We start from the raw sequence: 25734 nt of genomic DNA, 5'->3' as shown, positions 1-25734 counted from the left end.
CAAACCATGATCCGTTCTTTATGGATTGCTAAAACCGGTCTCGAAGCCCAGCAGACCAATATGGATGTGATATCCAATAACCTGGCCAACGTCAGTACTAATGGGTTCAAACGCCAGCGTGCGGTATTTGAAGACCTGATTTACCAGACGCTGCGTCAGCCTGGCGCTCAGTCCTCTGAGCAGACCACCATTCCTTCCGGCCTGCAAATTGGTACTGGCGTTCGTCCGGTGGCGACGGAACGTATCCACAGCCAGGGCAGCCTGACACAGACCAATAACAGTAAGGATGTGGCCATTCAGGGCGGCGGTTTTTTCCAGATCCAGTTGCCGGACGGCACCACCGGTTACACCCGCGATGGCTCGTTCCAGTTTGATCAGAATGGGCAGCTGGTCACCTCCAGCGGCTATCCGGTTCAGCCCGCCATTACCATCCCCCAGGATGCCGAGTCGCTGACTATCGGCAACGACGGTCTGGTGAGTGTGACCCTGCCGGGACAAACCGCACCGCAGCAAGTGGGACAACTGACACTCGCTACCTTCATTAATGAATCTGGCCTGGAAAGCCTGGGTGAGAATCTTTACCACGAAACGCAGGCATCTGGCGCACCTAATGAAACGACCCCAGGGCTGAACGGTGGTGGGACGCTTAAGCAGGGCTATGTCGAAACCTCAAATGTCAACGTGGCGGAAGAGCTGGTCAATATGATCCAGACCCAGCGCGCCTATGAAATTAACAGTAAGGCGGTTTCAACATCCGATCAGATGTTGCAGCGACTGTCGAATTTATAACGCAGGTCGCCGCGGGCTGTTAGCAGTACCGCGGCAAAAAGAGATGTGGTTATAACATGAATGGTAAGGCTTTTTCGGCGATGACACTCATTGCTCCCCCTCGCATTTTGCGCAGTTCTGGCACCCTTTTCTTTAGCCTCGGATTAGTGTTAGCGCTCAGCGGCTGTGCTTATATCCCACACCCGCCGCTGATTGAGGGAAAAACAACTGCCGAACCGGTAGCCGCAATGCCTGTGGTGAACAATGGCTCGCTGTTTCAGAGCGGTCAGGCGATGAATTACGGCTATCAGCCGATGTTTGAAGACCGTCGGCCGCGTAATGTCGGCGACATCCTGACCATTGTATTGCAGGAAAATGTCAGCGCCAGTAAAAGCTCCTCGGCCAACGCCAGCAGGGGCGGATCTGACTCGCTGACGTTTGATGCGACCCCCCGTTTTTTGTCCGGTTTATTTGGTAGTGACAGGGCCAACACCAGCATCAACGCAAAAAATGATTTCACCGGTAAAGGCGGCGCAGCAGCAAAAAATACCTTTAGCGGCACGCTAACGGTGACGGTGAACCAGGTACTGGAAAATGGCAATTTGCGGGTGGTAGGTGAAAAGCAGATTGAGATAAACCAGGGAACGGAGTTTATCCGTTTCTCCGGAGTGGTGAATCCGCGCACCATCAGTGGCAATAACACCGTCTCCTCGACGCAGGTCGCTGACGCCAGAATTGAATATGTCGGCAATGGCTACATCAACGAAGCGCAGCAAATGGGCTGGTTACAGCGCCTTTTCCTTAACCTTTCTCCGTTTTAACTCACTGATTATGAAAATCGCACATATTAAGCGTTATCTGACTCTGCTCTGCGTTGGTCTCAATATATTACTCCCGATCGCCGTGCATGCAGAGCGCATCCGCGATTTAACCTCAGTACTGGGCGTTCGTAGCAATGCACTGATGGGATATGGACTGGTGGTGGGTCTGGATGGCTCCGGCGATCAGACCATGCAGACACCCTTTACCACCCAAAGCCTGAGCAATATGCTCTCCCAACTGGGGATTACCGTGCCGACTGGCACCAATATGCAGCTAAAAAATGTGGCTGCGGTGATTGTTACCGCAGAACTGCCTGCCTTTGCCAGGGCGGGTGATAAAATTGATGTGGTGGTCTCCTCTATGGGCAACGCCAAAAGTCTGCGCGGCGGTACGCTGCTGATGACACCGCTAAAAGGGGTTGATAACCAGATTTATGCCTTAGCCCAGGGGAATTTACTGGTCACCGGTGCGGGTGCGCAGGGGGGCGGCAGTCGGGTTCAGGTTAACCAGCTGAACGGTGCCCGTATCAGCAATGGCGCAATAGTCGAACGTGAAGTGCCGACCAGCTTCGCTGGTGATAACGTGCTGCGGCTGCAATTAAATGAAGATGATTTTACCCTGGCGCAGCAGATCAGTGACGAAATTAACCGGCGTTATGGCGGCGCGACGGCGACGGCGGAAAATGCCAGAACGGTTCGTTTGAACGCGCCGCAGGATAGTGCCGCGCGGGTACGTTTCCTGGCCAATATCCAGAATATCCCGATTAAGGCCGATGCGGGCGATGCCCGAATTATCATCAACTCCCGTACCGGGTCTGTGGTGATGAACCGCCACGTCGCGCTGGATGCCTGTGCGGTGGCGCAGGGTGATCTGACCGTCGAGGTGGCGCGCTCCAATCAGGTCAGCCAGCCCGATACCCCCTTGGCGGGCGGCCGCACGGTGGTCACGCCTGACACTCAGGTGTCGGTGCGCAACGGCAGTGGTTCACTACAGCGCGTCAACACCAGTGCCGATCTTAACAGCGTGGTTCGCGCATTAAACAGCCTGGGGGCGACGCCGAACGATTTAATGGCCATTCTTCAGTCAATGAAAAGCGCCGGTTGTCTCCATGCCCGTCTGGAAACGGACTAATGAATAAATCCCTATTTAATGCCGGGGCCGCCTTCGATTTACGCAATCTTGAAGCGCTGAAGCTGACAGCAAAACGCTCGCCGCAGCAGGGGCTGAAAGCGGCAGCCCAGCAGATGGAAGGGCTGTTTGTCCAGATGATGCTAAAAAGCATGCGTGAAGCGTCATTCAAAGGCGGGCTTTTTGATAATCAACAGTCGCAGATGTTTACTTCCATGTACGATCAGCAGATTTCGCAGGATATCGCGGCACAGGGAAAACTGGGGTTTGCTGATCAAATCGCGCGGCAGATGGGGGCCACCGATCCGGTCTCAGCCCCCGACGCGCCTGCGCAGGGAGTGATCCCGACGCTGATCAATACCAGTCTGCATCCTCACCCCGCTGGGCAGGCTGCACAACTCTACGCCAACCCAGCGTATCAGCAAGCCACGGCTAATGACCGGCTGGAAAATGACACCTTTATTTCCCGCCTGATGGCACCCGCCAGGGCGGTGGCGCGTCACAGCGGGATACCACATCAGTTGATTATCGCCCAGGCCGCACTGGAGTCAGGTTGGGGGAATCGTGAGATCCTGACCCCCCATGGCAAGCCAAGCCATAATCTGTTTGGCATAAAAGCCACGCCTGACTGGAAAGGGGAAACCACCGAGATCACCACCTCGGAATATATCAATGGCGTGCTGCGAAGAGTAAAAGCCTCGTTCAGGGTTTATAAAAATTATGCGGAGGCCTTAGCGGACTATGCCACTTTTTTAACTGCCAATCCGCGGTATCAGAAAGTTATTCACAGCCAGTCAGTTGAAAAAGCAGTTCATGCTTTACAGGAAGGTGGTTACGCAACCGATCCAAATTATGCAAAAAAGTTAATGAACATTGTTCATTATGTCCAGAATAACCTTGCCCGGCGGGCAGGCAGTGACAGGAATTCAGTCGATGAACTATTCTAGCAATTAAGATTTTAGTTTTCACTGAAACTCACGATATATAAATAACGATATAAAATTTCCTGGCCAGAGTGTGGCCTCGACTCATAATATATGAGGCTGGTGAAGCAATGAACTTATTCAATATAGCCTCGGGTGGACTTGACGCAGCCCAGGCGGCCCTGAATGTTGTGGGTAATAATTTAAGTAATGCGATGACCGACGGCTACAGTCGGCAGAATATCATTCTGGGGGAAGCGGGTGGCCACGCTACCAGCTACGGCTTTTTCGGCTATGGCGTGCAGACAAATGATGTTAAGCGCAGCTACGACGGCTTTCTTAACAACCAGGTGCGGGGTGCCAACGCACAATTTGCGGGTCTGAACGGACGCTATGAGCAGCTGAGTCAGATTGATGACATGTTCGGCGACAATACCAACAATATTTCCGTCACGATGGGAAATATTTTTGGTGCAATGCAAAAAATGAGTAGCGATCCCGCCAGTGCCGCCATGCGCCAGGAGGTTTACTCACAGTTTAAAGCGGTTGCCAATCAGTATCAGACCAACAGCGATACGCTAAAAGGATTAGAAAAAAGCACCAATATCAAAATCAGTCAGGCTGTTGACGGTATTAATGGCTGTGCCAGACAGCTCGCCAATCTTAATAAAGAAATTGCCAAAGTTCAGGCGTCCAGCGGTACCCTGCCATCAGACCTGCTGGATCAGCGCGATCAGGTATTAGGCCAGCTCAGCGGGCTGACCGGAATTAAGGTGAATGAAAATAGCACCACCGGGCGGGTGGATGTTACCCTGGCAAACGGCTATTCATTAGTTAATGGCGACGATGTCTGTGAATTAAAAGCGCAGCCTGCGGCAGGGGATCCGAACAAATTAGTGGTGGCTTACACTGATAATAGCGGTAACGACATGCTGCTGGATGACGATACCATGAGCAGCGGTACGCTGGGTGGATTGTTTAAATTCCGTAATAGCGATCTGAAAGATGCCGAAAATCAGCTCAATCAGCTGGCATTGCAGATGGCAAATAAATTTAATCAGGTTAACGAGGGAGGGTACGATCAAAATGGCGATGCCGGCACGGCCATTTTCTCCTTTGATGATCCTCAGGCTATCGCCAATATCAATAACAGCAGTGATGCGTCGCTGGCTATTTCACGTAGCGACAGCAGTGCGATTCAGGCGCAGGACTATACCTTGACCTTCACCGGCCCGTCGGCGAGCGACTGGACGGTAAAAAACGATGAGGGAGAAACCATTACGCCCACTATCGGGGATGATGGCTCGCTAAGTTTTGATGGAATAACGGTTAAACCACAGGGCACACCGCAGATTAATGACAGTTTTGAATTTAATCCGCTCGCCGGTGCCGCCGCTTCCCTGAAGGTGGCGATCGGCGGTGGTGATCAAATCGCTGCCTCAAGCTCTGCCGACGCGACGGATCAAAGCAATAATGAAAATATCAAACAGATGCTTGATATTCAAAACCAGCAGCTTATTGGTAAATCGACCCTGAGTGAGGCCTATGCCAGCCTGGTTAGCTCGGTCGGTTCTTCGATGACATCGCTGAAAACGGACTGTTCTACTGCAAACAGTGTGCTGGAGCAGTGGAATCAGCAACAGCAGTCGTTAGCCGGGGTCGATATTAATGAAGAGTATATCAATATGCAGATGTATACCCAGTACTACCAGGCTAATTCCCAGGTATTACAGACTGCCACTACGCTATTCGACACCCTACTCAACATAAAATAGAACTTTCCGTAAGCGGTTTTTATTCATTAACAGAGGATGTAGCGATGCGCTTTAGTACTCACTATATGTATCAACGCAATATTGATAGCATCACTAAATCAATTGCCAGCGGAAATAATATTAATGCGCGCCTTGCCGCCGGTCAGACCCTGTTAACACCTTCGGACGACCCTGCTGGCGCCTCTCAGGCGGTTGCATTGCAAAATACCTTAGCGGGTATGAGCCAGTATGACGCGGCCAGAGGCTATGCGCAGGATGCCCTGGGTCAGGAAGATAACTCGCTGAGCAGTATTCAAAGCATCCTGACCGGTAACCTGTCTGAAAAAATTATTGCCGCAGGCAACGGCACTTTTTCCGATCAGGATCGTCAGGCACTGGCAACCGAATTACAAGGGATTTGCAGTAATCTGAGGGATCTGGGCAATAGTCGTGACAGCAATGGTCGCTATATTTTTGCCGGTTATAAAACCGGTAGTGCGCCGTTTAAAGACGATGGCAGCTATGTTGGCGGCGATACACCGCTTACTCAACAGGTCAGCGATAACATTGAGATGCAGGTTGGTCACACCGGACAACAGCTTTTTATGAGCGGCACCAGCGATGACCTGCTGAGCGCTATCGATCGGGCGGTCGAGGCTTTAAATAAGCCCGTCACCAGCGAGGAGGATCGTCAGACGCTCAATGATACCCTGGACAGCGTGAATATTACTGTTAAGAAAAATATCGATAATATTGGCAAAATCCAGTCAGAAGTGGGTACTAACCTGCAACAACTTGACTCACTTAGCTTTAGCGCTGATGCGCAAAAAATCAACGTGACAGCGCGACTGCAACAGGCGGTGGGGTCAGATTCTGACACCCAGATTAGCCTGATTACTCAGTCAAAAATAGCTGAATTCGCGCTCACCTCATCGATGACGGTATTTCAGGCTATGCAGAAAATCTCTATTTTCAATTTCACATAATAAAAATATCTGATTGAAATAATATTTACAGTAATGCGGAAATACCCGTAATCATACATAGGTTCATTAAAATCCCGTAGGGTTATCATGTTTAAAAATCTTAAAATCTCGGCAGGGTTAAATACCCTGATGATTGTTTTTGTGCTCTTTTTGGCCATCATCTCTTTTTTCAATTTTACCAGCGCACATCAGTTTAGTCGTCAGGTGGAGGATGCTATTACTATTTCCACTGCCGCCGATCCGATTCAGGATGCGGTCAGTAATCTGAATAACGCGGTCGGCCTGGCGGTTATCGCCACTTTTATTGAAAATGAGAACTTTCAGAAAACAGGCGTCCGTAACGTTGATAAAGCGATGATCGCCAATATTGACCAAATTGTTGCTAAAGCGAATCTAAGTTTTAAAGCGTTTAAAAATCAGCCCGTTCTCTCCACAGAGGAGCATGAGCAGCTACAGAAGGTTGTTAAGGCTTATACCGATCTGTTGAATTTTACCCTGACTATGCGCGATGCGCTGAACACGCCAACAGCAACGCTAGCCAATGTGAGCGTGCTGGAGAAACAAACCAGTCAGTATCGTATCGCCATAAAAGATCAGATGGATGAGTATAGTCACGTGCTAAAGACGCTACTGGCGGAGCACAAGCAGGAAGGCGATGAAAAAAATACAAACATGTTGATCTGCGCTTTTGCTATCCTGGCCGTCTCAATCATTATAGTTATTATCGCGCGTATCTGGTTAAAGAAGACGGTATTTATCCGCCTCAATCAGACGCGGGAAACATTTGCGCTGCTGGCATCGGGTAATTTAAGCCAGCCGATTGAAATTGGTGCGGAAAATGAAATTGGCGACATGCTGGCCGAGCTGGAGAAAATGCGTGTCTCACTAACTGCAACCGTCTCAGATATCCGCATGGGCGTGTCCAGGATCTATGGCAGCGCCCAGGAGATTGCCAACAGCAATAACGAACTCTCTTCACGCACCGAGCAGCAGGCGTCCGCTTTGCAACAGACTGCGGCCAGCATGGAAGAGTTAAAGATTACCGTTCGACAGAATGCCGATAATGCGCACAGCGCCAAACAGCTGGTGGAAAGTGCCAACAGCAGCGCGCGTAAAGGTGGCGATGTGATGGTCAACCTCGACAGCATTATGCGGGAGATTACCGAAAACTCGCGCCAGATCGCCGATATTAATGGCGTAATCGACAGCATAGCTAACCAGACCAACATCCTGGCGCTGAATGCGGCAGTGGAAGCAGCGCGTGCCGGGGAACAGGGGCGTGGATTTGCTGTGGTGGCTGGTGAAGTGCGTAGCCTGGCTAAGCGGAGTGCTGATGCGGCGAAAGAGATTCGCCAGTTGATCAATGTCTGTGTCGCTAACATGAATACCGGTTCGCAGGAAGTCGAACTGGCGGGTACAGCTATGGACGAAGTGGTGAAATCGGTTACCCAGGTCACGGACATCATGTCGGAGATTACCTCTGCGTCAGATGAGCAAAGTACCGGCATCAATCAAATCGCACAGGCAGTTAATGAGATGGATTCGGTCACCCAGCAGAATGCCAGCATGGTCGAGCAGGCTGCCAGCGTCGCGCGAAGTGTCGAAGAGTATGCTCATAATCTGGAACAGGCAGTGGCGCAGTTTTCGCTTCAGGAAAAGGATGAGGCAGGTGAAGAACGCAGCAATAAATATGTCAGCACCGCCGCGTTCAAAAAACCGATGGTGCAGAGTGAGCCAGCGTTCGGTAAAAATAAAGCGGAAAGTGACTGGGCCAGTTTTTAACTAAACCAAAACTAAACGGATAAACAAACAACGGCATTTCGCTATTGTTTGTTTATCAATGATGTTTTTCACGCAGGCGAAATGCGCTTATTTGTACTGGCTTATCAGGCTATTTGATTTCTGGCCGATCGTTAATAATCGTGTTCTGTTTTGCTGTTGTGGAATAGTTAATTTTGGATGGTATCTATACCTCAGAAGGTGTGGTCGATAAAAATGCGCTGTGGTTAAAGTACCGTTTTTGGGTGCGCAGAGAAGCGCTAAATTTACAGGCTAAATTGCCGGCAAGCGTGGAACTGGACGACCTTATCCAGGCCGGTGCTGTTGGGTTGTTAAATGCTATTGATAATTTTGACCCGAAAAAAGGCATTGCCATGAGCACCTATATTAGCCAGCGGGTTCGTTGGGCATTAATCGACGAATTACGGGAGCGGGACTGGGTGCCACGGCGGGTTCGCAGTAATTCCCGTCGGCTCACTACAGCAATTCAGCGGGTTGAGCAGCAGAGTGGTCAGCCTGCAACAGAAATGGAAGTTGCGCAGGAACTGGGTGTTTCGCTGGAAGAATATCAGTCAATGCTGGCGGAAAATAACAATAGCATGATTTATTCACTGGATGAGTTGCAGGAAGAGTATGGCGATAATTTCGAACAGCCAGACAGCAATCACGAAGCCTTAAACCCACTCAATGAAACGCTGTTTTCCAGGTTAACGACTCATATTAGTCGGGAAATAAAAAACTTACCTGAAAGGGAACAGACCTTACTGAATCTCTATTATCAGCAAGAACTTAACATGAAAGAGGTGGGCTATATTCTGGGGATCACCGAGACACGGGTCAGCCAGTTGCACAGTCAGGCGATTAAACGGATACGTGCCAGATTAGATTTACATAAAGAATCTCACTGCAAGCCGCCAGTGAAGGCATAAAATTTAAGCGAGCCATAAATATGATGAAAGCAGGTATATACAATTACGATGATCAGCTGCAAAAGATCTATGCCTTCAATCTCTCTTACTTGCTGCTGGCTCAGCATCTTATCAGGCAGGACGCGTATACGGCGGGCTTTTATTTAGGCATTGATGACGAGCTGCTTAACCTGTTAAACAATCTGCCGTTGCCGGAGTTATTGCGTCTGGCCTCGGTGGACAGAGTGATCTGTCAACTACGGATTGAAAGCGAAGCCGTACTGAAAGGCATCACTAAAAACTCGCGCCTTGAAGCACTGCAAAGCATTCATGCCGGTATTATTTTATCGACCGATTTGTTGCATGGCCTAAACAACAAACAATAAAGAGTCAGTCTCTGATTCGATAAGCAAGGTTGTCAGCATAGTTAATGCTGACAGAAACTGCTGTACGGATTAACTCGTATGACGGGTTAACAGTAGCAGATGCTGAGTTGACTATTAAATAATGCTGTTCAGCCAGGGAAACACTTATTGGCTCACCGGGTAGTTCATTGCTATTAAGGTATCCAGCTTTTTATCTGTCGGAATCTCTTCCGGGAGACGAAAGGTTTATTCATTATGAAGAGGTTATTGTGCTGGTTGTTCTGGGCTATATTGTGGTTTTTTCCGCAGTCATCGGCGGCTTTGTACTGTCGGGTGGCGAAACAGGCGCGCTGTTTCAACCAACGGAATTATTAATTATCGGCGGGGCAGGCATCGGCGCATTTATCGTCGGTAATAGCGCCAAGGCGATAAAAGCCACGCTTAAATCGATTCCACTGCTTTTTAAAGGGTCGAGTTATACCAAAGCGCTCTATGTCGATCTGCTGACATTACTTTATCTGCTGCTGGCAAGTGGTCGTCAGAAAGGGATGATGTCGCTGGAGGCGGAGATCGAAGATCCACAAAACAGCGCCATCTTCACTAATTATCCCCGTTTACTGGCTGATTCGTTACTGATGAATTTCTTACTCGACTATCTGCGGCTGATGATCAGCGGTAGCACCAATGCGTTTGAAATTGAAGCGCTGATGGATGAAGAGATTGAAACCGCTGAACATGAAGCGGAGATGCCAGCCGACAGTTTAGGGGCACTGGGCGATGGCTTCCCGGCCTTTGGTATTGTCGCCGCGGTGATGGGCGTGGTGCATGCGCTGGCATCAGCTGACCGTCCCGCCGCCGAGTTGGGCGAGTTAATTGCACATGCAATGGTCGGAACCTTTCTCGGTATCCTGCTGGCTTACGGGTTTGTCAGTCCACTGGCGGCATTGCTGCGCCAGAAAAGTGCCGAAAAAACCAAAGCCCTGCTCTGTATCAAGGCTGTATTGCTGGCGGCCATTAATGAATCAGCGCCGCAAATCGCGGTTGAATTTGGCCGTAAAACGCTCTACTCCACGGTGCGCCCGAGCTTCTATGAACTTGAAGAGCACATTCGTGAGGTGAAAGCGGCACCGCAAAGCCCGGCGGCGGAAGAACCTGCATGAATAAGAAAAATCATGCTGTGGTGGTGGTTAAACGAAAGCGTAAGGCCAGGCATGGCGGCGGTCATGGCGGCTCGTGGAAAATTGCTTATGCCGACTTTATGACGGCGATGATGGCCTTCTTTCTGGTGATGTGGTTGCTCTCCTCCTCGACCCCCGAAACCCGTGAGCAGATAGCGGAATATTTTAAAATGCCGTTACGGGTCGCGCTGGCGCATGGCAACAAATCGAGCCTGAGTGATAGCGTGATCCCCGGCGGCGGCGATAATGTGATTAAGCAGGATGGTGAAGTGCTTAAGCAAACGCTGGATAAGCTGGATAAAAAGAAAAACAGAGCGGATCAGAATCTGGAGGCGTTGCGTGAAAAGCTGCGCAGCCTGATTAAAAAGGATCCGAGGCTGAGTAATTTCCAGTCTAATCTCCGGCTCTCCCTTACCGAAAATGGTCTGCTGGTACAGATCACTGACAGTCAGGATCGCCCGATGTTTAAGGTTGGCAGCCGGGAACCCGAGCCTTACATGCGCGCCATTCTTGAGGCGCTGGCACCTGCGCTGAATGAATTGCCCAATCGCATTACGATCTCCGGGCACACCGATTCTTTGCCCTACGCCGGTGGCGATGCCGCTTACGGTAACTGGGAGCTATCGGCCGACCGCGCCAATGCTTCACGGCGGGCATTAATTAACGGCGGAATTTCTGCTGATAAATTTCTGCGGATTATCGGTATGTCCGATAGCGTCAGCCTGGATAACAGCGGACGAGATAACCCCCTCAATCGACGTATAACGATATTGGTTCACAGTAAAGAAAAAGAGAAAGAAATTCTCAAAGAACAGTCGCTTTTAAATAAACTCACTGCATCCCCAGAAACGGAAAAATTAACCTCGGAAATAAAAGTGACATCTTCCGACGCGCATCTCTCTGGGCAGCCAGTTAACTCTTCAGCAAAAATAGAGCAGCAGAGGGAAAACGATGGACATAAGTGATTTTTATCAGACCTTTTTCGATGAGGCTGATGAGTTACTGGCAGATATGGAAAAACATCTGCTGGCCCTTGACTTCCTTTCACCCGATAAGGATTTATTGAATGCCATATTTCGTGCCGCCCACTCAATTAAAGGGGGCGCAGGGACGTTTGGCTTTACGGTATTACAAGAAACAACCCATATACTGGAAAATTTACTCGATGAGGCCCGATGCGGCGAACTAAAGCTGACCAGTGAAATTATTAATTTGTTTCTTGAGAGTAAAGATATTATGCAGGAACAATTGGATGCCTATAAATCTTCGCAGCAGCCGGATGATGAAAGTTTCCGTTATATCTGTGAAGCATTACGGCAGATTGCTTTAGAAAACAAATCCGGAACGCACTCTGCTGAAGCAGTGTCGGAGCCTCCCGCTACGGCTCAGCCAGAATCGACTCCCGTTCAACCAGCTTCCACACCGCAACCCAACCCGGCAACGGGCACAATCCTCTCCGTCAGGCTGTTAGGCATTAACGAGCTGGATAAACAGCCGTTAACCGATGAGCTGGCTAACCTCGGGACGATTATCAGCCAACAGCACGATGGCGACAAGCTTGATATCATTCTTGATACCAACACCAGCATCAACGATATCACCGCCGTGCTCTGCTTTGTTCTGGAGCCGCATCAGATAGTCATTACCCCTGCCAACAGTGCTGAACCGGTTGCAACCCAACATACCGCTGCCGCCGAAGTGGCCGTGGCCCCGCCAGTCGTCGCTGCGCAGCCGGATGGGGCGGCTGTATCAACAGCGGCCAGGCCCAAAGCGCCGGCCAAATCGCCGGCCAGTGAAAGCGGCAGTATCCGGGTCGTGGTTGATAAGGTTGACCAGATTATCAATCTGGTGGGCGAATTGATCATTACCCAGTCGATGCTGACGCAGCTCTCATCGCGGCTCGATCCCTCTCAGCATGACGCGCTGGTCAACAGCATCGCCCAGCTGGAACGCAACGCGCGCGATTTGCAGGAGTCGGTGATGTCGATTCGGATGATGCCGATGGAGTATGTTTTCAGCCGCTTTCCAAGACTGGTGCATGATCTGGCGTCCAAACTGAATAAGAAAGTTGAGCTGACCCTGCGTGGCGGCTCGGCGGAACTGGATAAAGGGCTGATTGAAAAAATTATCGATCCACTGACCCATCTGGTACGAAACAGTCTCGATCATGGCATTGAGCCGGTAGAAACCCGGCTGGCTAAAGGCAAGCCGGAAAAAGGAAATCTGATCCTCTCTGCTGAGCATCATGGTGGCAATATCGTTATTGAAGTGATTGACGATGGCGCCGGGTTGAACCGCGAGAAGATCCTCGCCCGTGCGCAGTCACAAGGCTTGATAGTGGCTGATAATGCCAGTGATGAAGAGATCTGGATGTTGATCTTCGCACCGGGCTTCTCCACCGCCGAGAAAGTGACTGACGTCTCAGGCCGGGGTGTGGGCATGGACGTAGTGAAACGTAACATTCAGGCGATGGGTGGCCATGTTGAAATTTATTCTGAACAGAATAAAGGCTCAACCATCCGCATTATCCTGCCTCTGACGCTGGCTATTCTTGATGGAATGTCGGTACGGGTCGGTGACGAAATTTATGTTCTGCCGCTTGGCACGGTGATGGAGTCACGACTGCCTTCGGAGAAAGCGCTCTATCGCATGGCCGGTGATGAACTGATGCTACAGGTACGTGAAGAGTATCTGCCACTGGTTGAACTTCGACAGGTTTTCAACCTGCCGGGTCAGGCTGACGAGAACAATCAGGGCATAGCGGTGATTGTGCAGAGTGCGGGCTGTCGGTACGCCTTGCTGGTGGATCAACTGATTGGCCAGCATCAGGTGGTGGTGAAGAATCTGGAGCTGAATTACCGCAAAGTTCCCGGTGTGTCAGCGGCGACCATTCTTGGCGATGGCAGCGTGGCACTGATACTGGATGTTGCGGTATTAGCGATGTTGGCAAAAGAAAAGCGACAGGCAGCCAAAGCTGGTTTATAGCGTGCTTTTTAAGGTGAAAAAATGAATTTATCTGGCTCGGAAAATAAAGATGCTGGCGATATTGCTGGCCATGAATATCTGGTCTTCAGGTTGGGAGATGAAGAATATGGCATTGATATTCTGAAAGTTCAGGAGATCCGTAGTTGTGAACGAGTGACCCGAATTGCTAACTCACCCGATTTTATTGCGGGTGTAACCAATTTGCGCGGCGTCATTGTCCCGATAGTCGACCTGCGTGTTAAATTCCGCTTAAGCTCCGCCGAATTTAATGAGCACACTGTGGTGATAGTACTTAATTTTGGCAACCGGGTGGTTGGAATTATTGTCGATGGTGTCTCTGATGTGTTGTCATTAACTGCTGAGCAAATTCGTCCGGCACCTGATTTTTCCGTCACGCTTTCCACCGAATATCTTGAGGGGCTGGGGTCGGTTGACGACAGGATGTTGATTCTGGTCAATATTGAAAAGCTGTTAAACAGTGAAGAGATGGAGCTGGTCGAAAAAAATAGTACCCTCGCGTCCTGCGAATAATCTCCCGGTTTTATCGCCAGGCTATGACAAGCGTTCCGTGTCGGCCTGGCATACTTTTCTCTTTGTTCACACTCTCCTCCCAATCAGATTTCTTCTGACTGTTCCCTCTAATGCTCTTCTCCGCCAGACCCCATCAAGACCCTGCCTTGTCGGTGTGGGACGTTTTTATCTCCGTTCATTCTCGCTTCCTGCCTGGCCGGTTCCTTCTGACGACATCCGCTATTGCTCCTGTCCGCTAATCTGAAGCCATAAAGACCTCACATGATCCGCCGTTTCGCTTGCTCACGGCAGGGCGAACCAGGGGTAGCCTGAACAGCACAGCTTTAACCGACCGGGCCTGGCGCACTCGTGGCTGTGATGAAAGTGTCCGCCGTACAGTAACAGCAGCGGGAAGAGCGAGGTGGGGAGACTAAGCGGCAACGCGCAGTTAGCTGCGGCAGAGAATAGCGTCACGGTGTGGTCACTCAGCGCTGAAGCAAAGGGTTTGCTGGTCAGCGGCAACAGCACCAGAGGGCAACGCGGTAAAGAGAATAAAAGAGAATAAATAGCAGCCGTGAATCAGTAACATGTAATAAAAAAGCCCGATGCAGGTTGATACCTGTATCGGGCCTTCCACACTATTTGCTACTGACTCACCAGACTACCGTAAAACGTCCGGCAGGCCGGGGCGGTCAGGAGATTAACGCAGCAGAGTCAGAATGTTTTGTGGCGTCTGGTTAGCCTGCGCCAGAACTGCCGTACCGGCTGATTGCAGGATATTGCCTTTAGACATATTCGACACTTCAGTTGCCATATCCGCATCCTGAATACGTGACTGAGACGCTGTCAGGTTAACGATTGTACTGTTCAGGTTGTTTACCACTGAATCGAATCGGTTCTGTACTGCACCCAGGCCTGAACGCAATGAGCTAACCGTATCCAGCGCGGCGTCAACCGTAGCCAGCAATGCATCGGCACCATCACCCGTGACCTTTGTCACATCATATTTATCCATTTTCAGCGTCGCAGAATCCATTTGCATCAGATTGATCTGGATCGACTGGCCATCGTCAGCACCTACCTGAATGCTCAGTGATTGATCGGTAGCCAGCACTTTTACGCCGTTGAACTCGGTCTGTTCAGAGATACGGTCGATTTCAGACAGACGCTCTTTAATCTCATCCTGAATGGATTTTTTATCTGAAGCAGAGTTGGTGCCGTTGTTTGCCTGAACGGTCAGGGTACGGATTTTTTGCAGGTTGTCGTTGACTTCGTTTAACGCACCCTCAGTGGTCTGGGCGATTGATGTGCCGTCGTTAGCGTTACGGGCAGCCTGAGTCAGACCATTGATTTTGGCACTGAAACGGTTACTGATCGCCTGACCGGCGGCGTCATCTTTTGCGCTGTTAATACGCAGGCCAGAAGAGAGGCGCTGGATTGCTGTGCCCAGGGTTGACTGAGATTTATTCAGGTTGTTCTGCGCGATTAAACTCAGGGTGTTGGTGTTAATGACCTGTGCCATGTTATTTTCCTTCGCTAGTGTTGGGTTATTAAATTTGGTTATGCGTGTTCACTTCGCATAATATTAAATATCGGCCTTAATGCGATTATCTGAAATTTTTTTTACCACGACTGTATTGAGGCCAGTAATTAAGCGCAGTTGTCAGGCAGAAGTATTACGTTTCTTTTATATGCCTGTAAAGTCCGGGGCAGGCCGATTTCCTGTTGTCACTCTGTGGCAAATATTCCCACTGACGGAAATGCGCACAGAAATGAAGTTATTTCTTTCGCTTGATTTTATCGAAGGCGATGCAGGAATTTTAAAAATAAAGGAAACAGGCTGGCAGTACCGTGACTGTTTTTTATCGAGGTCAAATTTTAACTTCTGCCTTTATTTTTTCTGGCTGGAGCCGATATTTTAAAGAGTAAAGGAAAACGAAGGTATTCTTAATGTTCACAGGAGATTAACATGGCTATATCATCAACAGCCAGTGCGGGTGTCGGCGGCTGGGATTATACCGATCTGTTAAATGGCATGGCGGCGAATGAACAGCTGCGTCTTAACCCCTACACCACCTTACAGACCAGCTGTAAAAACAAAGTCTCCGCCTGGGGCACCATCAGCAGCTTAATGACCAATCTGCAAAGCTCCGTTAAAAAACTCAATGGTGAAGCCTTTAACACCATGAAAGTAAGCACTAACACCGCATTTACCGCGACCGCGACAGACAGCGCTATCGCCGATACCCATGCGGTGACAGTTGTACAACTGGCTGCTGCGCACAAACTGAAAACGGATGCTTTTGACAGCGCCGATAAGCAGCTGGGTACCTCTACAAACGGCGGCACCCGTACCATTACCATCTCTCAGGGGGATGGTAAAAAGCTGACGGTAGATTTGAAGGACGATGAGACGTCACTGAACCAAATTGCCAGCGCCATTAACAAGCAAAATGCCGATCAGGGCGGTAGCGTATCCGCCTCGGTTCAGCGTGATGGTAGCGGCCAATACCAGCTGATGCTTAGCTCTAAAAAAACCGGTACCGACGGAGAAATGTCGATTAGCGTTATGGGGGATGACAGTCTCGGCAATATCCTTAACACCAGCAATGGCGGAAAAGTACCCGGTGAAGCCGGGAGCGACGGGGATAAAATGACCGTCGTCTCTGTGGCTCAGGACGCTAAACTCAGCGTTGATGGTATCGACTACACCCGCTCCAGCAACAACATCAGCGATATCATTACCGGCGTTACCCTTAATCTGAATGCCAAATCAAAAACCGATAGCGATCCTGAGCAGTTAACCCTGACGGTCGATACCAGCGCAATCAAAACCACGCTTCAGGATTTTGTTAAGCAATATAATGCGCTGATATCGGAAACAACGACCAACAGTAAATATGTTGCACCCAGTAAAGATGGCGATACCAGCAGTGGTGGAAAAAGCGGCGCCTTGATGGGTGACTCGACGCTGCGCGGTCTGGTCAGTGATCTCCGTAGCGCAGCCAATGGCAGCTATGGCAGCAGCTCACTCTCCCAGTTGGGCATCACTATCGATTCCCAGAGCGGCCAGATGAGCCTTGATGAGAGCAAGCTGGATAAGGCCATCGCCGATAATCCGGGCGATATCAGCAAAATGTTTCAGGGCAGTGGTACCAGTGCCGGCCTTGCCACAACTCTGGGATCAATTGTCACCAAATACCTTGGTGATACCGATACCAAGACCCAGGGAATTATCAAATCCGCCACCGATGACCTTAATACCCAGCTGAAGAATGTCAGTGAGCAGATAACCAAAACCCAGACGTTGATCGACTCTAAGGTTGAGTTATTAAGAAGTCAGTATGCCAATGCCGATTCACTGTTTAACCAGATGAACAATCTGAGCAATACGCTGACCAGCATGTTCAGCAAGTTGTGATCCCGACTGACGCCTATATTAAACAGGGCTGCGTCCCTGTTTTATTTTCAGGATATTACGATGTATAAAATGCAAAGTTCTCAGCTTTATAACCAGGTCTCTCTTGAAACACGGGTGGCGGGCGCGACGCCACACCAGCTGATCGCGATACTGTTTGAGGCCGCGCATAATGCGATGCTGCGGGCAAAAATCTATTTTGATAAAGGCATTGTGGCGAAACGTTGTGAAATGATCGGCAAAGCGATGAACATTATCGATAATGGGTTGCGTGCCTCACTTGATCATGAAAAGGGCAAAGAGATCGCCGCGGATCTGGAACGGCTCTATGAATATATTTCACGCCTGCTGTTACAGGCTAATACCCGCAGTGATGTGACTAAACTGCTGGAGGCTGACAAATTAATTACCGAAATAGCCGCCGTCTGGCAAGAAATCGTACCGATGATCCAGGAAAATTGAGCATGACTGACGCGCATATCACCCTTGATAAGATGAGCCACAGGTTGCTTGAGCTGCTGAGAGAAGAGCAGTGGGAAGAGGTTGCTGCCAGCTCGCCACCTTATCTGGCGGCAGTGCAGCAGATGATGAGCGCTTATCAACAGGCCCTGATTCCGGAAGAAAAACAGGCGTTAGCCGAACAGCTTCAGGCGATCCAGGTACAACAGGCGGAGATCGTCGGGCGGTTACGGGCCAGGGTGCATCTGCTGGAACAAAACATGGTCAGGCTACAGCAGGGCAGAGCGGGATGTCGGGATTATGCAGCGCAAACCCCGCGCCGCTTTGATTAAAGCGCGACGCAGTAGCGCCGCACTGGTCTCATCCTCAGATTTACTACTGGTAGTTCACGTTTAACTGATTACTCACCACCTGAAGAGCCGGCATCAGTGGCCCACGGCTATTGACTGAATAGATAAAATGAAAAACGTCATTAGCCGTGTGCGGCGTGCTGAGGTGCATCGTGCCGGATAAGCTCTGTAGCGGAAAGCAGACCTGGCCGCAGAGTTTAATCTGCAAGCCGGGCGGCGGGGAATTGAGCAGGGTAATCCGCCATGTCAGGGTGCTGATGGTCGCCGTGGCAGGCAAGGGAGCGGCGGGGCTGATGGGGCGGCTGACCAGCGTCTGCTGACCGACACTCACCCGACCGCCGATACTGCTGCCGCTCCAGCTGCCACTTCTGCCGCTCGCCGCGGCGCTCAGCGCCGCCAGTCCCAGTATTAACACCCGCAGCTTCATTGTGAACCGCCAATGGTGTTCGAGATGTGAACCGTGCGGTTGCTACTGATTTCAAGGTTAGATAACACCACCAGCTGTGGATAAACCCGTCGCAGAAAGCGCGACAGCATTAACCTCAGTGACTGATTAACTAACAGCACCGGCGCGACGCCCATGGCATTTTGCTGGCTGATAGCCTGGCCGGTTTGCTCGATCATCTTCTCTGCAATGCCCGGTTCCAACGGACTGCCATTCTGTTTCGCCTGAATGAGCAGCCCCTCAAGGTTGGGATCCAGCCCAATTACCTGAATATCAGTTTGATTGCCAAAACATTGATGGGTAATTGCCCGTCCCAGCCGGATACGCACCTGAGAAGTCAGCTCATCGGCGTCATGCTGGGTATCGGCATGTTCGGCCAGAGTATCGATAATGGTGCGCATATCACGAATCGAGATATGTTCCGCCAGCAGGTTCTGCAACACTTTATGAAACAGTGAAAGCGATAAAATGCCGGGAATAAAATCCTCAACCAGTTTGGGCATATCGCGGCCGATACGCTCCAGCAGCAGCTGCGTCTCCTGACGGCTGAAGAGTTCATCGGTGTGCATCTCAATCAGATGATTCAGATGAGTCGCAATCACCGAAGCGGGATCAACCACCGTGTAGCCCATGATCTGGGCATGTTCGCGCAGGACTTCATCAATCCAGACTGCCGGCAATTTAAAGGTGGGATCAAGTCCGGCGATGCCTTCAAGTTCACCCTCTGCACAGCCGGGATCGATAGCCATTAAACGTTCGGGCTTCACTTCGCCGCTGCCAATTTCCACCCCTTTCAGCAGGATGCGATAAGCGGTGGGTTTGAGATCCAGATTGTCGCAGATATGGATGGCGGGTGGCAGAAACCCCATTTTTTGTGCGAATTTTTTACGAATCCCACGGATTCGTATCAATAGCTGACCATCCTGCGCATCATCAACCATGGCGATCAGCCGGTAGCCAACTTCCAGCCCCAGCACATCTTCCATTTCCACATCTGACCATGAAGCCTCTGGTGCCTGAGTCGCCTCATTGACGCTGCTCTGGAGCTTGCCCGCCGTGCCGCTCACTCCGCCGGGCTGTTTCAGCTGCTGGCCACGCAGCCACCAGGCCAGGGCCAGCAGGGCCGCAGTAAAGAGTAAGAAGACGGTATTGGGCATGCCCGGAATCATCCCCAGAAGACCGATAACGCCCGCCGCCAGTATCATCACCCGTGGGCTGTTGAATAACTGGCTGACCATCTGTTCGCCGACATCGGTTTCATTGGAGACACGGGTCACAATCACGCCGGCCGCGGTGGAGATAATCAATGCCGGGATCTGGGCAACCAGGCCATCACCAATGGTCAGCAGCGTATAAGTCTGGGCCGCCTCCGTGAAGGAAAGATCATGTTGCACGATACCGATAATCAGGCCGCCGATGATATTGATCGCCATGATCATCAATCCGGCCATGGCGTCGCCGCGTACAAATTTACTGGCGCCATCCATTGAGCCGTAGAAGTCAGACTCCTGAGTCACTTCGGTACGGCGGCGCTTCGCCTCTTCCTCTCCAATCAGTCCCGCGTTGAGATCGGCATCAATCGCCATCTGCTTACCGGGCATCCCGTCAAGAACAAAGCGAGCGCCCACTTCGGCGATACGCCCAGCCCCTTTAGTGATGACCATAAAGTTAATAATGATCAGAATGGCAAACACCACGATACCGATAGCGAAATTACCACCAACCAGGAAGTGACCAAAGGCTTCAACCACGTGGCCCGCTGCGCCTGCACCGGTATGGCCTTCCATCAGAATGATGCGGGTAGAGGCGATATTCAGCGCCAGCCTGAGCAGGGTGGCGAACAGCAGCACAATCGGAAATGAAGAAAATTCCAGCGTTTTCTGGGTAAACATCGCGACCAGCAATATCATCAGTGACAGCACAATATTGAAGGTAAATAGCATGTCGAGCAAAAAGGCGGGCAGCGGCAGAACCATCATGGCCAGGATCATCATGATCAATATCGGCCCGGCCAATATTTGCCACTGTGTCTCTTTAAAATTGGGTAAGCGTAATTTAGTGCTTAAATTTGCCATCATTCATGACTCTCATGGGCAAAATCCAGCGCCACAGGCACCGAAAGATTGACAGGTTTTTTTGGCATACTGCCGCCAGTTTTTCGCCAGCGACGCAGGTTATAAACCCAGGCCAGGATCTCAGCGACCACGCTATAAAGCTCCGCCGGGATCGGTTCGCCAATATCACAGTGGCGATAAAGCGCGCGCGCGAGTGGGGCCGCTTCCAGCATCGGGATTTTGTGCTGCTGACCTTGTTCACGGATACGGAGGGCGATGTCGCCTGCGCCTTTCGCCAGCACCACCGGAGCCGCCATTTTTCCCTCTTTCCAGCTGATCGCGACGGAGTAGTGGGTTGGGTTATTCACAATGACATCTGCCTGGGGAACATCTTCCATCATCCGGTTCTGTGCCATCGCGCGGCGCAGTTGCCTGATGCGGTTTTTTACATGCGGGTCCCCTTCGCTCTGTTTAAATTCATCACGGATCTCCTGGCGGGTCATACGCAGTTTTTTTATGTAACTCATTAACTGATAAAAAACGTCATAGCCCATCATGGGAATAAGCGCGCAAATCACCATAATTAAACAGTAAGAGATCAGACGGTGAGAATCTCTGAGTGAATCAGCCAGCGATTCATCGGCCAGCTGAATAAAATGACTTTTATTCTTTATAAAAAACAGAATAAAAGCGCTGCCGACTAACACGCTTTTCATTAAGCATTTGGCCAGTTCAGAAATAACCTGAAAAGAAAACAGGCGTTTTAAACCCGAACCTGGCGAAAGACGTGCAAAATCAACCTTCAGCGACTTTTTGCTGAAATGCAGACCGCCAATTAACATTGATGAGGCGATAGCCACAAAAAATAGCCCCAGCAGCAGCGGCAATAGTGCAGTTAACATCAGTGATAATAATCCACTGGTTTTATGCAGCATGCTGTTGATATCGCTCAGCAGCAGACGATCAAATATCAGACCGTTATGCAGCAACTGCGCCAGCTGGTCAGCCGTTCTTTCACCACTGACAAAAATCAGTGACCAGCCAGCCAGTAACATCATTAAGGATGTCAGCTCTTTTGAACGAGGAATCTGCCCCTCTTCACGCGCTTTCTGGCGTCGCTGGGGGGTGGGTTCTTCAGTTTTTTCTACATCACTTTCTTCAGACATGACTCAACCTGGCTTGCCGGACTCGCAATGCTCAGTAGCTGACAGACGCCAGGCTGTCAGGAAAAAACAGGCGGCTTTACCGGCCCTGTTGACCACGGGCTGCAATTTAAAAGCCCAGTTCAGCGAGCAGATCATCCACCTGATCCTGAGTGGCGACCACGCCAGTTTGCGAGTGATCAATCTGCGGGCCATTTTTCAGGCTTTCCGGTGCAGTGGCGGTGGGCAGAACCATGCCAGACATGTTTTCAATCAGTACCTGAATTAACTCATTTTCAATATTTTCAATAAGCTGCATCATGCGCTGGATCACCTGACCCGTCAGATCCTGAAAATCCTGCGCCATCATGATTTCCATCAACTGCGCATTGGTTTGCTCGACCAGCATCGGAACATCAGCCAGAAAAAGCCGGGTATCACTTACCAGGTCACGGGCTACCGGCAGCTCCACCGGTTCATCAAACCACGCATCCCAGCGGCCGGTCAGCGCTTTTGCCTGGCTGTTTAACCGATCCTGTAATGGGCGTGCCACTTCGACGCAGGTTAATGCCCGATCGGCCGCCTGTGAGGTTTTATTCACAATATAATTAAGGCGTTCGCGGGTATCCGGAATCGCCTCGGCTGCGTCTATGATCGCCCGATCCAGACCAAGGCTGGACATACCGTCACGCAACTCACGGGTTAAATGGCCGATGCGCGAAAAAATCGATTTAAAATTATCCGACGCTGGCTTATTAGCTTGACTATCCACTACTTACCACCCAATTTTTTCGAAAATTTTATTTAGCTTTTCTTCCAGAATGGCCGCAGTAAAAGGTTTAACAACATAGCCGTTAGCACCCGCCTGTGCCGCAGCAATAATGTTCTCTTTCTTGGCTTCTGCCGTGACCATTAATACTGGCATGGTGCTCCAGGCAGGTGTATTACGGATTTGCGTCAGCAGTTGCAGTCCGTCAATATTGGGCATATTCCAGTCACTGATGACAAAGTCAAAAGCCGTTTGCTGCATTTTATTCAGGGCATCCTGACCATCTTCTGCTTCTTCGACATTATTAAAGCCGAGGTCTTTAAGTAAATTACGCACAATACGGCGCATGGTGGCAAAATCATCAACGACGAGAAAACGTAAGTTTTTATCAGCCATAGTAGAACGGTCCTGTTAATTTCGCCTTTATTTGGGGCTTAGTAGTGAATGACACCAGGCAACTCGGCATAATAGCGATATGCCGTGCCTAAATTCGGCGTGCTTGTCCGATAATATTTTTCAGAATGGTTTGTGCTATCCGATCGAGATCAACGATTTCACTCACCGCATTCAGGGCGACGGCTTCACGGGGCATACCATAAATAACGCAGGTCTGTTCACTCTGCGCCAGGGTTTTGGCGCCGGTCTGATGTAACTCAAGCAGTCCTTTTGCTCCGTCATGGCCCATGCCGGTCAGTATCGCTCCGACGGCGTTTTTGCCTGCCGCTTTCGCGACCGATTGAAAAAGCATATCCACCGAAGGGCGGTGGCGATTAACCGGCGGTAAGTCATTTAAGCGGATATGGTAGTTAGCACCGCTGCGGTACAATTCCATATGACGGCCACCGGGCGCGATATAGGCGTGGCCGGGGAGCACACGTTCGCCATCTTCTCCTTCTTTCACCGAGACCTGGCATATTTTATCAAGCCGTTCAGCAAAGGAACGGGTAATCCCCGGCGGCATATGTTGAGCAATCACAATACCGGGACACGAGGCGGGCATGGGCATCAGAACCTGGCGAATCGCCTCGGTGCCGCCGGTTGAGGCGCCAATGGCAATAATCTTTTCGCTGCCAACCAGCGGCGTTTTAATGATGCTGGGGCGTTGTGCAGGAGTCAGGCCACGACGGATATGCGCTTTAGCGGCGGCACGAATTTTTTCCGCAATCAATTCCGCGTACTGCAACATCCCTTCGTGCAATCCCATTTGCGGTTTAGTGACAAAGTCGACGGCACCTAATTCCAGCGCGCTCAGGGTAATATCGGAGCCTTTGCTTGTGAGGGAGGAGATCATGATGACCGGCATCGGTCTCAGCCGCATCAGGCGTTCGAGAAAATCGAGTCCATCCATGCGCGGCATTTCAACATCCAGCGTTAGCACATCCGGATTATGCTGTTTAATCAAATCGCGGGCGATAATCGGATCCAGCGCTGTCGCCACCATCTCCATATCAGGTTGCTGATTAACGATATTGGTCATGATGGTACGGATCAAAGCTGAGTCATCAACACAAAGTACCTTTATTTTGCTCATACCTTATCCTTAGCCAGATAATAGACCGACTGCCCCTGCAAACGGAAAGGGCTATCCATATTGTTGAAATGCTCTGAATGACCAACAAACAGCAGGCCGCCCGGCTTTAACAGCTTCGCAAAACGGTTTAACAACCGCTTCTGATTTGCTTTATCGAAATAGATCATGACATTACGGCAAAAAATAGCGTCAAAAGGCGCGGGAATATCCCAGTTTTGGGCAATCAGGTTTAATTGCTGAAAATGCACATCTTTTTGCAAAGAATCTCTGACTTTGACCTGCTGCTCACCGGCGGTGACTTTGCGCAAAAAGTATTTTTTCTTCTGTTCCTGCGTCAGGTTATTAATATCATTGAGCCGATAGGTGCCGGTTTTAGCTTTGCTTAATACACTGGTGTCAATATCGGTAGCCAGAATGCGTGGGCCGGTAAGATTGCTACCCAGAACCTCGTCCAGCGTCATGGCGATAGAGTAAGGCTCTTCACCGGTTGAAGCCGCTGTACTCCAGACGGTATAACCACCACTTCTGCTACGTGCATGCTCCGCCAGGATCGGAAAGTGATACGCTTCGCGAAAAAAAGAGGTCAGATTAGTGGTTAATGCGTTAATAAATAATTGCCATTCATCGTGATTAGGCGTTGATTCCAGCAGCTTTAAATAGGTGTGAAAACTCTCTACTCCCAGGGCACGTAAACGCGGTGCCAGCCGGTTACAGACCATATCACGACGCTGGCGGGTGATAACGATGCCCGCTCGCTGATATATCAGATTAATAATTTTATCTAACTCTGGATCCGGAAGGTTGCATTGCGCATAGCGGTCAGCAAGAACGACTTTACTTTTATTCATTGTGTCAGGCATGGCTGTTAGCCTCTAAGTCGATCAGTCAGGCGAAATATCCAACCGTCAGAGTTTCAGCTGACGGAAAAACATGAAAAATATGCACGCTTAAATTTCTGGAAAAGCCAGATAAGACGGCAAAGTGTGCCGGTGGCGAGGAATTCTTGCCGGCTGCAAGAGAAAGCACTTGCTGACGGGAATTAGCTTCCATCACGCTGTTATTATAATGACATGCCCATTATTTCCTGATAGGCGCTAACGAGTTTATTGCGTACCTGAATACCCAGGTTGAGTGTGAGCGATGATTTCTGCAACGAGACCATAACATCATTCAATCCGATATCGGATGAGCCTTTCATAAACGCCTGAGATTGATCTTTAGCCATGTTTTGCGCCTGATTCATGCTGTTAATACTGTTAATAAGCAGATCGGAAAACGGCGTATGACTGGCCGCTGTCGTCCCTTCTGCACGATCAGGTTGACTCAGGCCCGACAGTTCGCGGGCCTGAAAATGAATTTGATCGATAATGCCAGCCATTGACTGAATAGACATCGCTTGAATCCTTCACTCTCTTGATCTTTTTATCCGGCGTTATCTGGTTGCCAGTTCAATAGCAGCA

Annotated in this window: 25 protein-coding genes; 16 read left to right on the top strand and 9 right to left on the bottom strand. The window is 50.3% G+C overall.

Annotated elements, in window-relative coordinates:
* Positions 1–6: 6 nt before the first annotated feature.
* The 13 genes from flgG (at position 7) to cheW (ending at position 14127) form a co-directional block, all read left to right on the top strand.
* Complete coding sequence (gene flgG / locus AAH450_RS13265) at positions 7–789, top strand: flagellar basal-body rod protein FlgG (protein ID WP_342910649.1); 783 nt, start codon at positions 7–9, stop codon at positions 787–789.
* Between the two features lie 56 nt (positions 790–845).
* Positions 846–1589: a flagellar basal body L-ring protein FlgH gene (locus AAH450_RS13260; protein ID WP_342910648.1), complete on the top strand. Its 744-nt coding sequence runs from the start codon at positions 846–848 to the stop codon at positions 1587–1589.
* A 10-nt stretch (positions 1590–1599) separates the two neighbouring features.
* A complete protein-coding gene (locus AAH450_RS13255; protein ID WP_342910647.1) occupies positions 1600–2721 on the top strand; it encodes a flagellar basal body P-ring protein FlgI in 1122 nt (373 codons plus the stop codon).
* Entirely contained in the window at positions 2721–3665 is a 945-nt protein-coding gene (gene flgJ / locus AAH450_RS13250; RefSeq protein ID WP_342910646.1) for a flagellar assembly peptidoglycan hydrolase FlgJ, read from the top strand. The genes AAH450_RS13255 and flgJ overlap by 1 nt, the downstream gene beginning before the upstream one ends.
* A 107-nt stretch (positions 3666–3772) precedes the next feature.
* Positions 3773–5416, top strand: coding sequence for a flagellar hook-associated protein FlgK (flgK, locus tag AAH450_RS13245; RefSeq protein WP_342910645.1), 1644 nt, complete (start codon positions 3773–3775; stop codon positions 5414–5416).
* Between the two features lie 44 nt (positions 5417–5460).
* Positions 5461–6381 (top strand): flagellar hook-associated protein FlgL, encoded by a 921-nt coding sequence (gene flgL, locus AAH450_RS13240; protein WP_342910644.1) that lies wholly within the window; start codon positions 5461–5463, stop codon positions 6379–6381.
* Between the two features lie 87 nt (positions 6382–6468).
* A complete protein-coding gene (locus tag AAH450_RS13235) occupies positions 6469–8163 on the top strand; it encodes a methyl-accepting chemotaxis protein (protein ID WP_342910643.1) in 1695 nt (564 codons plus the stop codon).
* 173 nt (positions 8164–8336) lie between these two features.
* Positions 8337–9089, top strand: coding sequence for an RNA polymerase sigma factor FliA (locus AAH450_RS13230; protein WP_342910642.1), 753 nt, complete (start codon positions 8337–8339; stop codon positions 9087–9089).
* A 20-nt stretch (positions 9090–9109) separates the two neighbouring features.
* Complete coding sequence (gene flhD, locus AAH450_RS13225) at positions 9110–9454, top strand: flagellar transcriptional regulator FlhD (protein WP_342910641.1); 345 nt, start codon at positions 9110–9112, stop codon at positions 9452–9454.
* Positions 9455–9702: 248 nt separating this feature from the next.
* A complete protein-coding gene (gene motA, locus AAH450_RS13220) occupies positions 9703–10593 on the top strand; it encodes a flagellar motor stator protein MotA (protein ID WP_342910640.1) in 891 nt (296 codons plus the stop codon).
* On the top strand, positions 10590–11576 hold the full coding sequence (motB, locus tag AAH450_RS13215; RefSeq protein ID WP_342910639.1) for a flagellar motor protein MotB: 987 nt from the start codon (positions 10590–10592) through the stop codon (positions 11574–11576). The genes motA and motB overlap by 4 nt, the downstream gene beginning before the upstream one ends.
* Complete coding sequence (gene cheA, locus AAH450_RS13210; RefSeq protein WP_342910638.1) at positions 11563–13596, top strand: chemotaxis protein CheA; 2034 nt, start codon at positions 11563–11565, stop codon at positions 13594–13596. The genes motB and cheA overlap by 14 nt, the downstream gene beginning before the upstream one ends.
* A gap of 21 nt (positions 13597–13617) precedes the next feature.
* The gene (cheW, locus tag AAH450_RS13205) at positions 13618–14127 is read left to right on the top strand and encodes a chemotaxis protein CheW (protein WP_342910637.1); all 510 of its coding nucleotides are present in this window, start codon (positions 13618–13620) and stop codon (positions 14125–14127) included.
* 679 nt (positions 14128–14806) lie between these two features.
* On the opposite strand, the gene AAH450_RS13200 is transcribed toward cheW, so the two are convergent.
* Positions 14807–15628 (bottom strand): flagellin N-terminal helical domain-containing protein, encoded by an 822-nt coding sequence (locus AAH450_RS13200; protein ID WP_342910636.1) that lies wholly within the window; start codon positions 15626–15628, stop codon positions 14807–14809.
* A 447-nt stretch (positions 15629–16075) separates the two neighbouring features.
* On the opposite strand from AAH450_RS13200, the gene fliD reads away from it, so the two are divergent.
* Genes fliD through fliT form a run of 3 tightly spaced genes read left to right on the top strand, consistent with a single transcriptional unit; the run spans position 16076 to position 18315 of the window.
* Positions 16076–17527 carry a flagellar filament capping protein FliD gene (gene fliD / locus AAH450_RS13195; protein WP_342910635.1) on the top strand — a complete coding sequence of 484 codons (1452 nt, stop codon included), beginning with the start codon at positions 16076–16078 and terminating at the stop codon, positions 17525–17527.
* A gap of 60 nt (positions 17528–17587) precedes the next feature.
* A complete protein-coding gene (gene fliS, locus AAH450_RS13190; RefSeq protein WP_342910634.1) occupies positions 17588–17986 on the top strand; it encodes a flagellar export chaperone FliS in 399 nt (132 codons plus the stop codon).
* Between the two features lie 2 nt (positions 17987–17988).
* A complete protein-coding gene (fliT, locus tag AAH450_RS13185) occupies positions 17989–18315 on the top strand; it encodes a flagellar protein FliT (protein ID WP_342910633.1) in 327 nt (108 codons plus the stop codon).
* 43 nt (positions 18316–18358) lie between these two features.
* On the opposite strand, the gene AAH450_RS13180 is transcribed toward fliT, so the two are convergent.
* From AAH450_RS13180 to fliE, 8 genes are all read right to left on the bottom strand, one after another.
* Positions 18359–18748, bottom strand: coding sequence for a flagellar protein FlhE (locus AAH450_RS13180; protein WP_342910632.1), 390 nt, complete (start codon positions 18746–18748; stop codon positions 18359–18361).
* 8 nt (positions 18749–18756) lie between these two features.
* Complete coding sequence (gene flhA, locus AAH450_RS13175; protein ID WP_342910829.1) at positions 18757–20853, bottom strand: flagellar biosynthesis protein FlhA; 2097 nt, start codon at positions 20851–20853, stop codon at positions 18757–18759.
* Positions 20853–21998, bottom strand: coding sequence for a flagellar biosynthesis protein FlhB (flhB, locus tag AAH450_RS13170; RefSeq protein ID WP_342910631.1), 1146 nt, complete (start codon positions 21996–21998; stop codon positions 20853–20855). Before flhB ends, flhA begins: the two co-directional genes overlap by 1 nt.
* A 106-nt stretch (positions 21999–22104) precedes the next feature.
* On the bottom strand, positions 22105–22746 hold the full coding sequence (gene cheZ, locus AAH450_RS13165; RefSeq protein WP_342910630.1) for a protein phosphatase CheZ: 642 nt from the start codon (positions 22744–22746) through the stop codon (positions 22105–22107).
* A 3-nt stretch (positions 22747–22749) separates the two neighbouring features.
* Positions 22750–23139 carry a chemotaxis response regulator CheY gene (gene cheY / locus AAH450_RS13160; RefSeq protein WP_342910629.1) on the bottom strand — a complete coding sequence of 130 codons (390 nt, stop codon included), beginning with the start codon at positions 23137–23139 and terminating at the stop codon, positions 22750–22752.
* 88 nt (positions 23140–23227) lie between these two features.
* On the bottom strand, positions 23228–24274 hold the full coding sequence (locus tag AAH450_RS13155) for a protein-glutamate methylesterase/protein-glutamine glutaminase (protein WP_342910628.1): 1047 nt from the start codon (positions 24272–24274) through the stop codon (positions 23228–23230).
* Positions 24271–25134 carry a CheR family methyltransferase gene (locus tag AAH450_RS13150; RefSeq protein WP_463322727.1) on the bottom strand — a complete coding sequence of 288 codons (864 nt, stop codon included), beginning with the start codon at positions 25132–25134 and terminating at the stop codon, positions 24271–24273. The genes AAH450_RS13155 and AAH450_RS13150 overlap by 4 nt, the downstream gene beginning before the upstream one ends.
* 200 nt (positions 25135–25334) lie before the next feature.
* Positions 25335–25667 carry a flagellar hook-basal body complex protein FliE gene (gene fliE, locus AAH450_RS13145; RefSeq protein WP_342910627.1) on the bottom strand — a complete coding sequence of 111 codons (333 nt, stop codon included), beginning with the start codon at positions 25665–25667 and terminating at the stop codon, positions 25335–25337.
* Positions 25668–25734 lie beyond the last annotated feature (67 nt).

Origin of the sequence: Erwinia magellanica (assembly GCF_039023495.1) — a bacterium.
Classification (GTDB): domain Bacteria; phylum Pseudomonadota; class Gammaproteobacteria; order Enterobacterales; family Enterobacteriaceae; genus Erwinia.
This window is presented reverse-complemented; position numbering and strand designations above follow the sequence as displayed.

Bases quoted from the DNA above. Each gene is read 5' to 3' on its own strand.
- flgG (WP_342910649.1), top strand. From the start codon at position 7: ATGATCCGTTCTTTATGGATTGCTAAAACCGGTCTCGAAGCCCAGCAG.
- AAH450_RS13260 (WP_342910648.1), top strand. From the start codon at position 846: ATGAATGGTAAGGCTTTTTCGGCGATGACACTCATTGCTCCCCCTCGC.
- AAH450_RS13255 (WP_342910647.1), top strand. From the start codon at position 1,600: ATGAAAATCGCACATATTAAGCGTTATCTGACTCTGCTCTGCGTTGGT.
- flgJ (WP_342910646.1), top strand. From the start codon at position 2,721: ATGAATAAATCCCTATTTAATGCCGGGGCCGCCTTCGATTTACGCAAT.
- flgK (WP_342910645.1), top strand. From the start codon at position 3,773: ATGAACTTATTCAATATAGCCTCGGGTGGACTTGACGCAGCCCAGGCG.
- flgL (WP_342910644.1), top strand. From the start codon at position 5,461: ATGCGCTTTAGTACTCACTATATGTATCAACGCAATATTGATAGCATC.
- AAH450_RS13235 (WP_342910643.1), top strand. From the start codon at position 6,469: ATGTTTAAAAATCTTAAAATCTCGGCAGGGTTAAATACCCTGATGATT.
- flhD (WP_342910641.1), top strand. From the start codon at position 9,110: ATGATGAAAGCAGGTATATACAATTACGATGATCAGCTGCAAAAGATC.
- motB (WP_342910639.1), top strand. From the start codon at position 10,590: ATGAATAAGAAAAATCATGCTGTGGTGGTGGTTAAACGAAAGCGTAAG.
- cheA (WP_342910638.1), top strand. From the start codon at position 11,563: ATGGACATAAGTGATTTTTATCAGACCTTTTTCGATGAGGCTGATGAG.
- cheW (WP_342910637.1), top strand. From the start codon at position 13,618: ATGAATTTATCTGGCTCGGAAAATAAAGATGCTGGCGATATTGCTGGC.
- AAH450_RS13200 (WP_342910636.1), bottom strand. From the start codon at position 15,628: ATGGCACAGGTCATTAACACCAACACCCTGAGTTTAATCGCGCAGAAC.
- fliD (WP_342910635.1), top strand. From the start codon at position 16,076: ATGGCTATATCATCAACAGCCAGTGCGGGTGTCGGCGGCTGGGATTAT.
- fliS (WP_342910634.1), top strand. From the start codon at position 17,588: ATGTATAAAATGCAAAGTTCTCAGCTTTATAACCAGGTCTCTCTTGAA.
- fliT (WP_342910633.1), top strand. From the start codon at position 17,989: ATGACTGACGCGCATATCACCCTTGATAAGATGAGCCACAGGTTGCTT.
- flhA (WP_342910829.1), bottom strand. From the start codon at position 20,853: ATGGCAAATTTAAGCACTAAATTACGCTTACCCAATTTTAAAGAGACA.
- flhB (WP_342910631.1), bottom strand. From the start codon at position 21,998: ATGTCTGAAGAAAGTGATGTAGAAAAAACTGAAGAACCCACCCCCCAG.
- cheY (WP_342910629.1), bottom strand. From the start codon at position 23,139: ATGGCTGATAAAAACTTACGTTTTCTCGTCGTTGATGATTTTGCCACC.
- AAH450_RS13155 (WP_342910628.1), bottom strand. From the start codon at position 24,274: ATGAGCAAAATAAAGGTACTTTGTGTTGATGACTCAGCTTTGATCCGT.
- AAH450_RS13150 (WP_463322727.1), bottom strand. From the start codon at position 25,134: ATGCCTGACACAATGAATAAAAGTAAAGTCGTTCTTGCTGACCGCTAT.
- fliE (WP_342910627.1), bottom strand. From the start codon at position 25,667: ATGTCTATTCAGTCAATGGCTGGCATTATCGATCAAATTCATTTTCAG.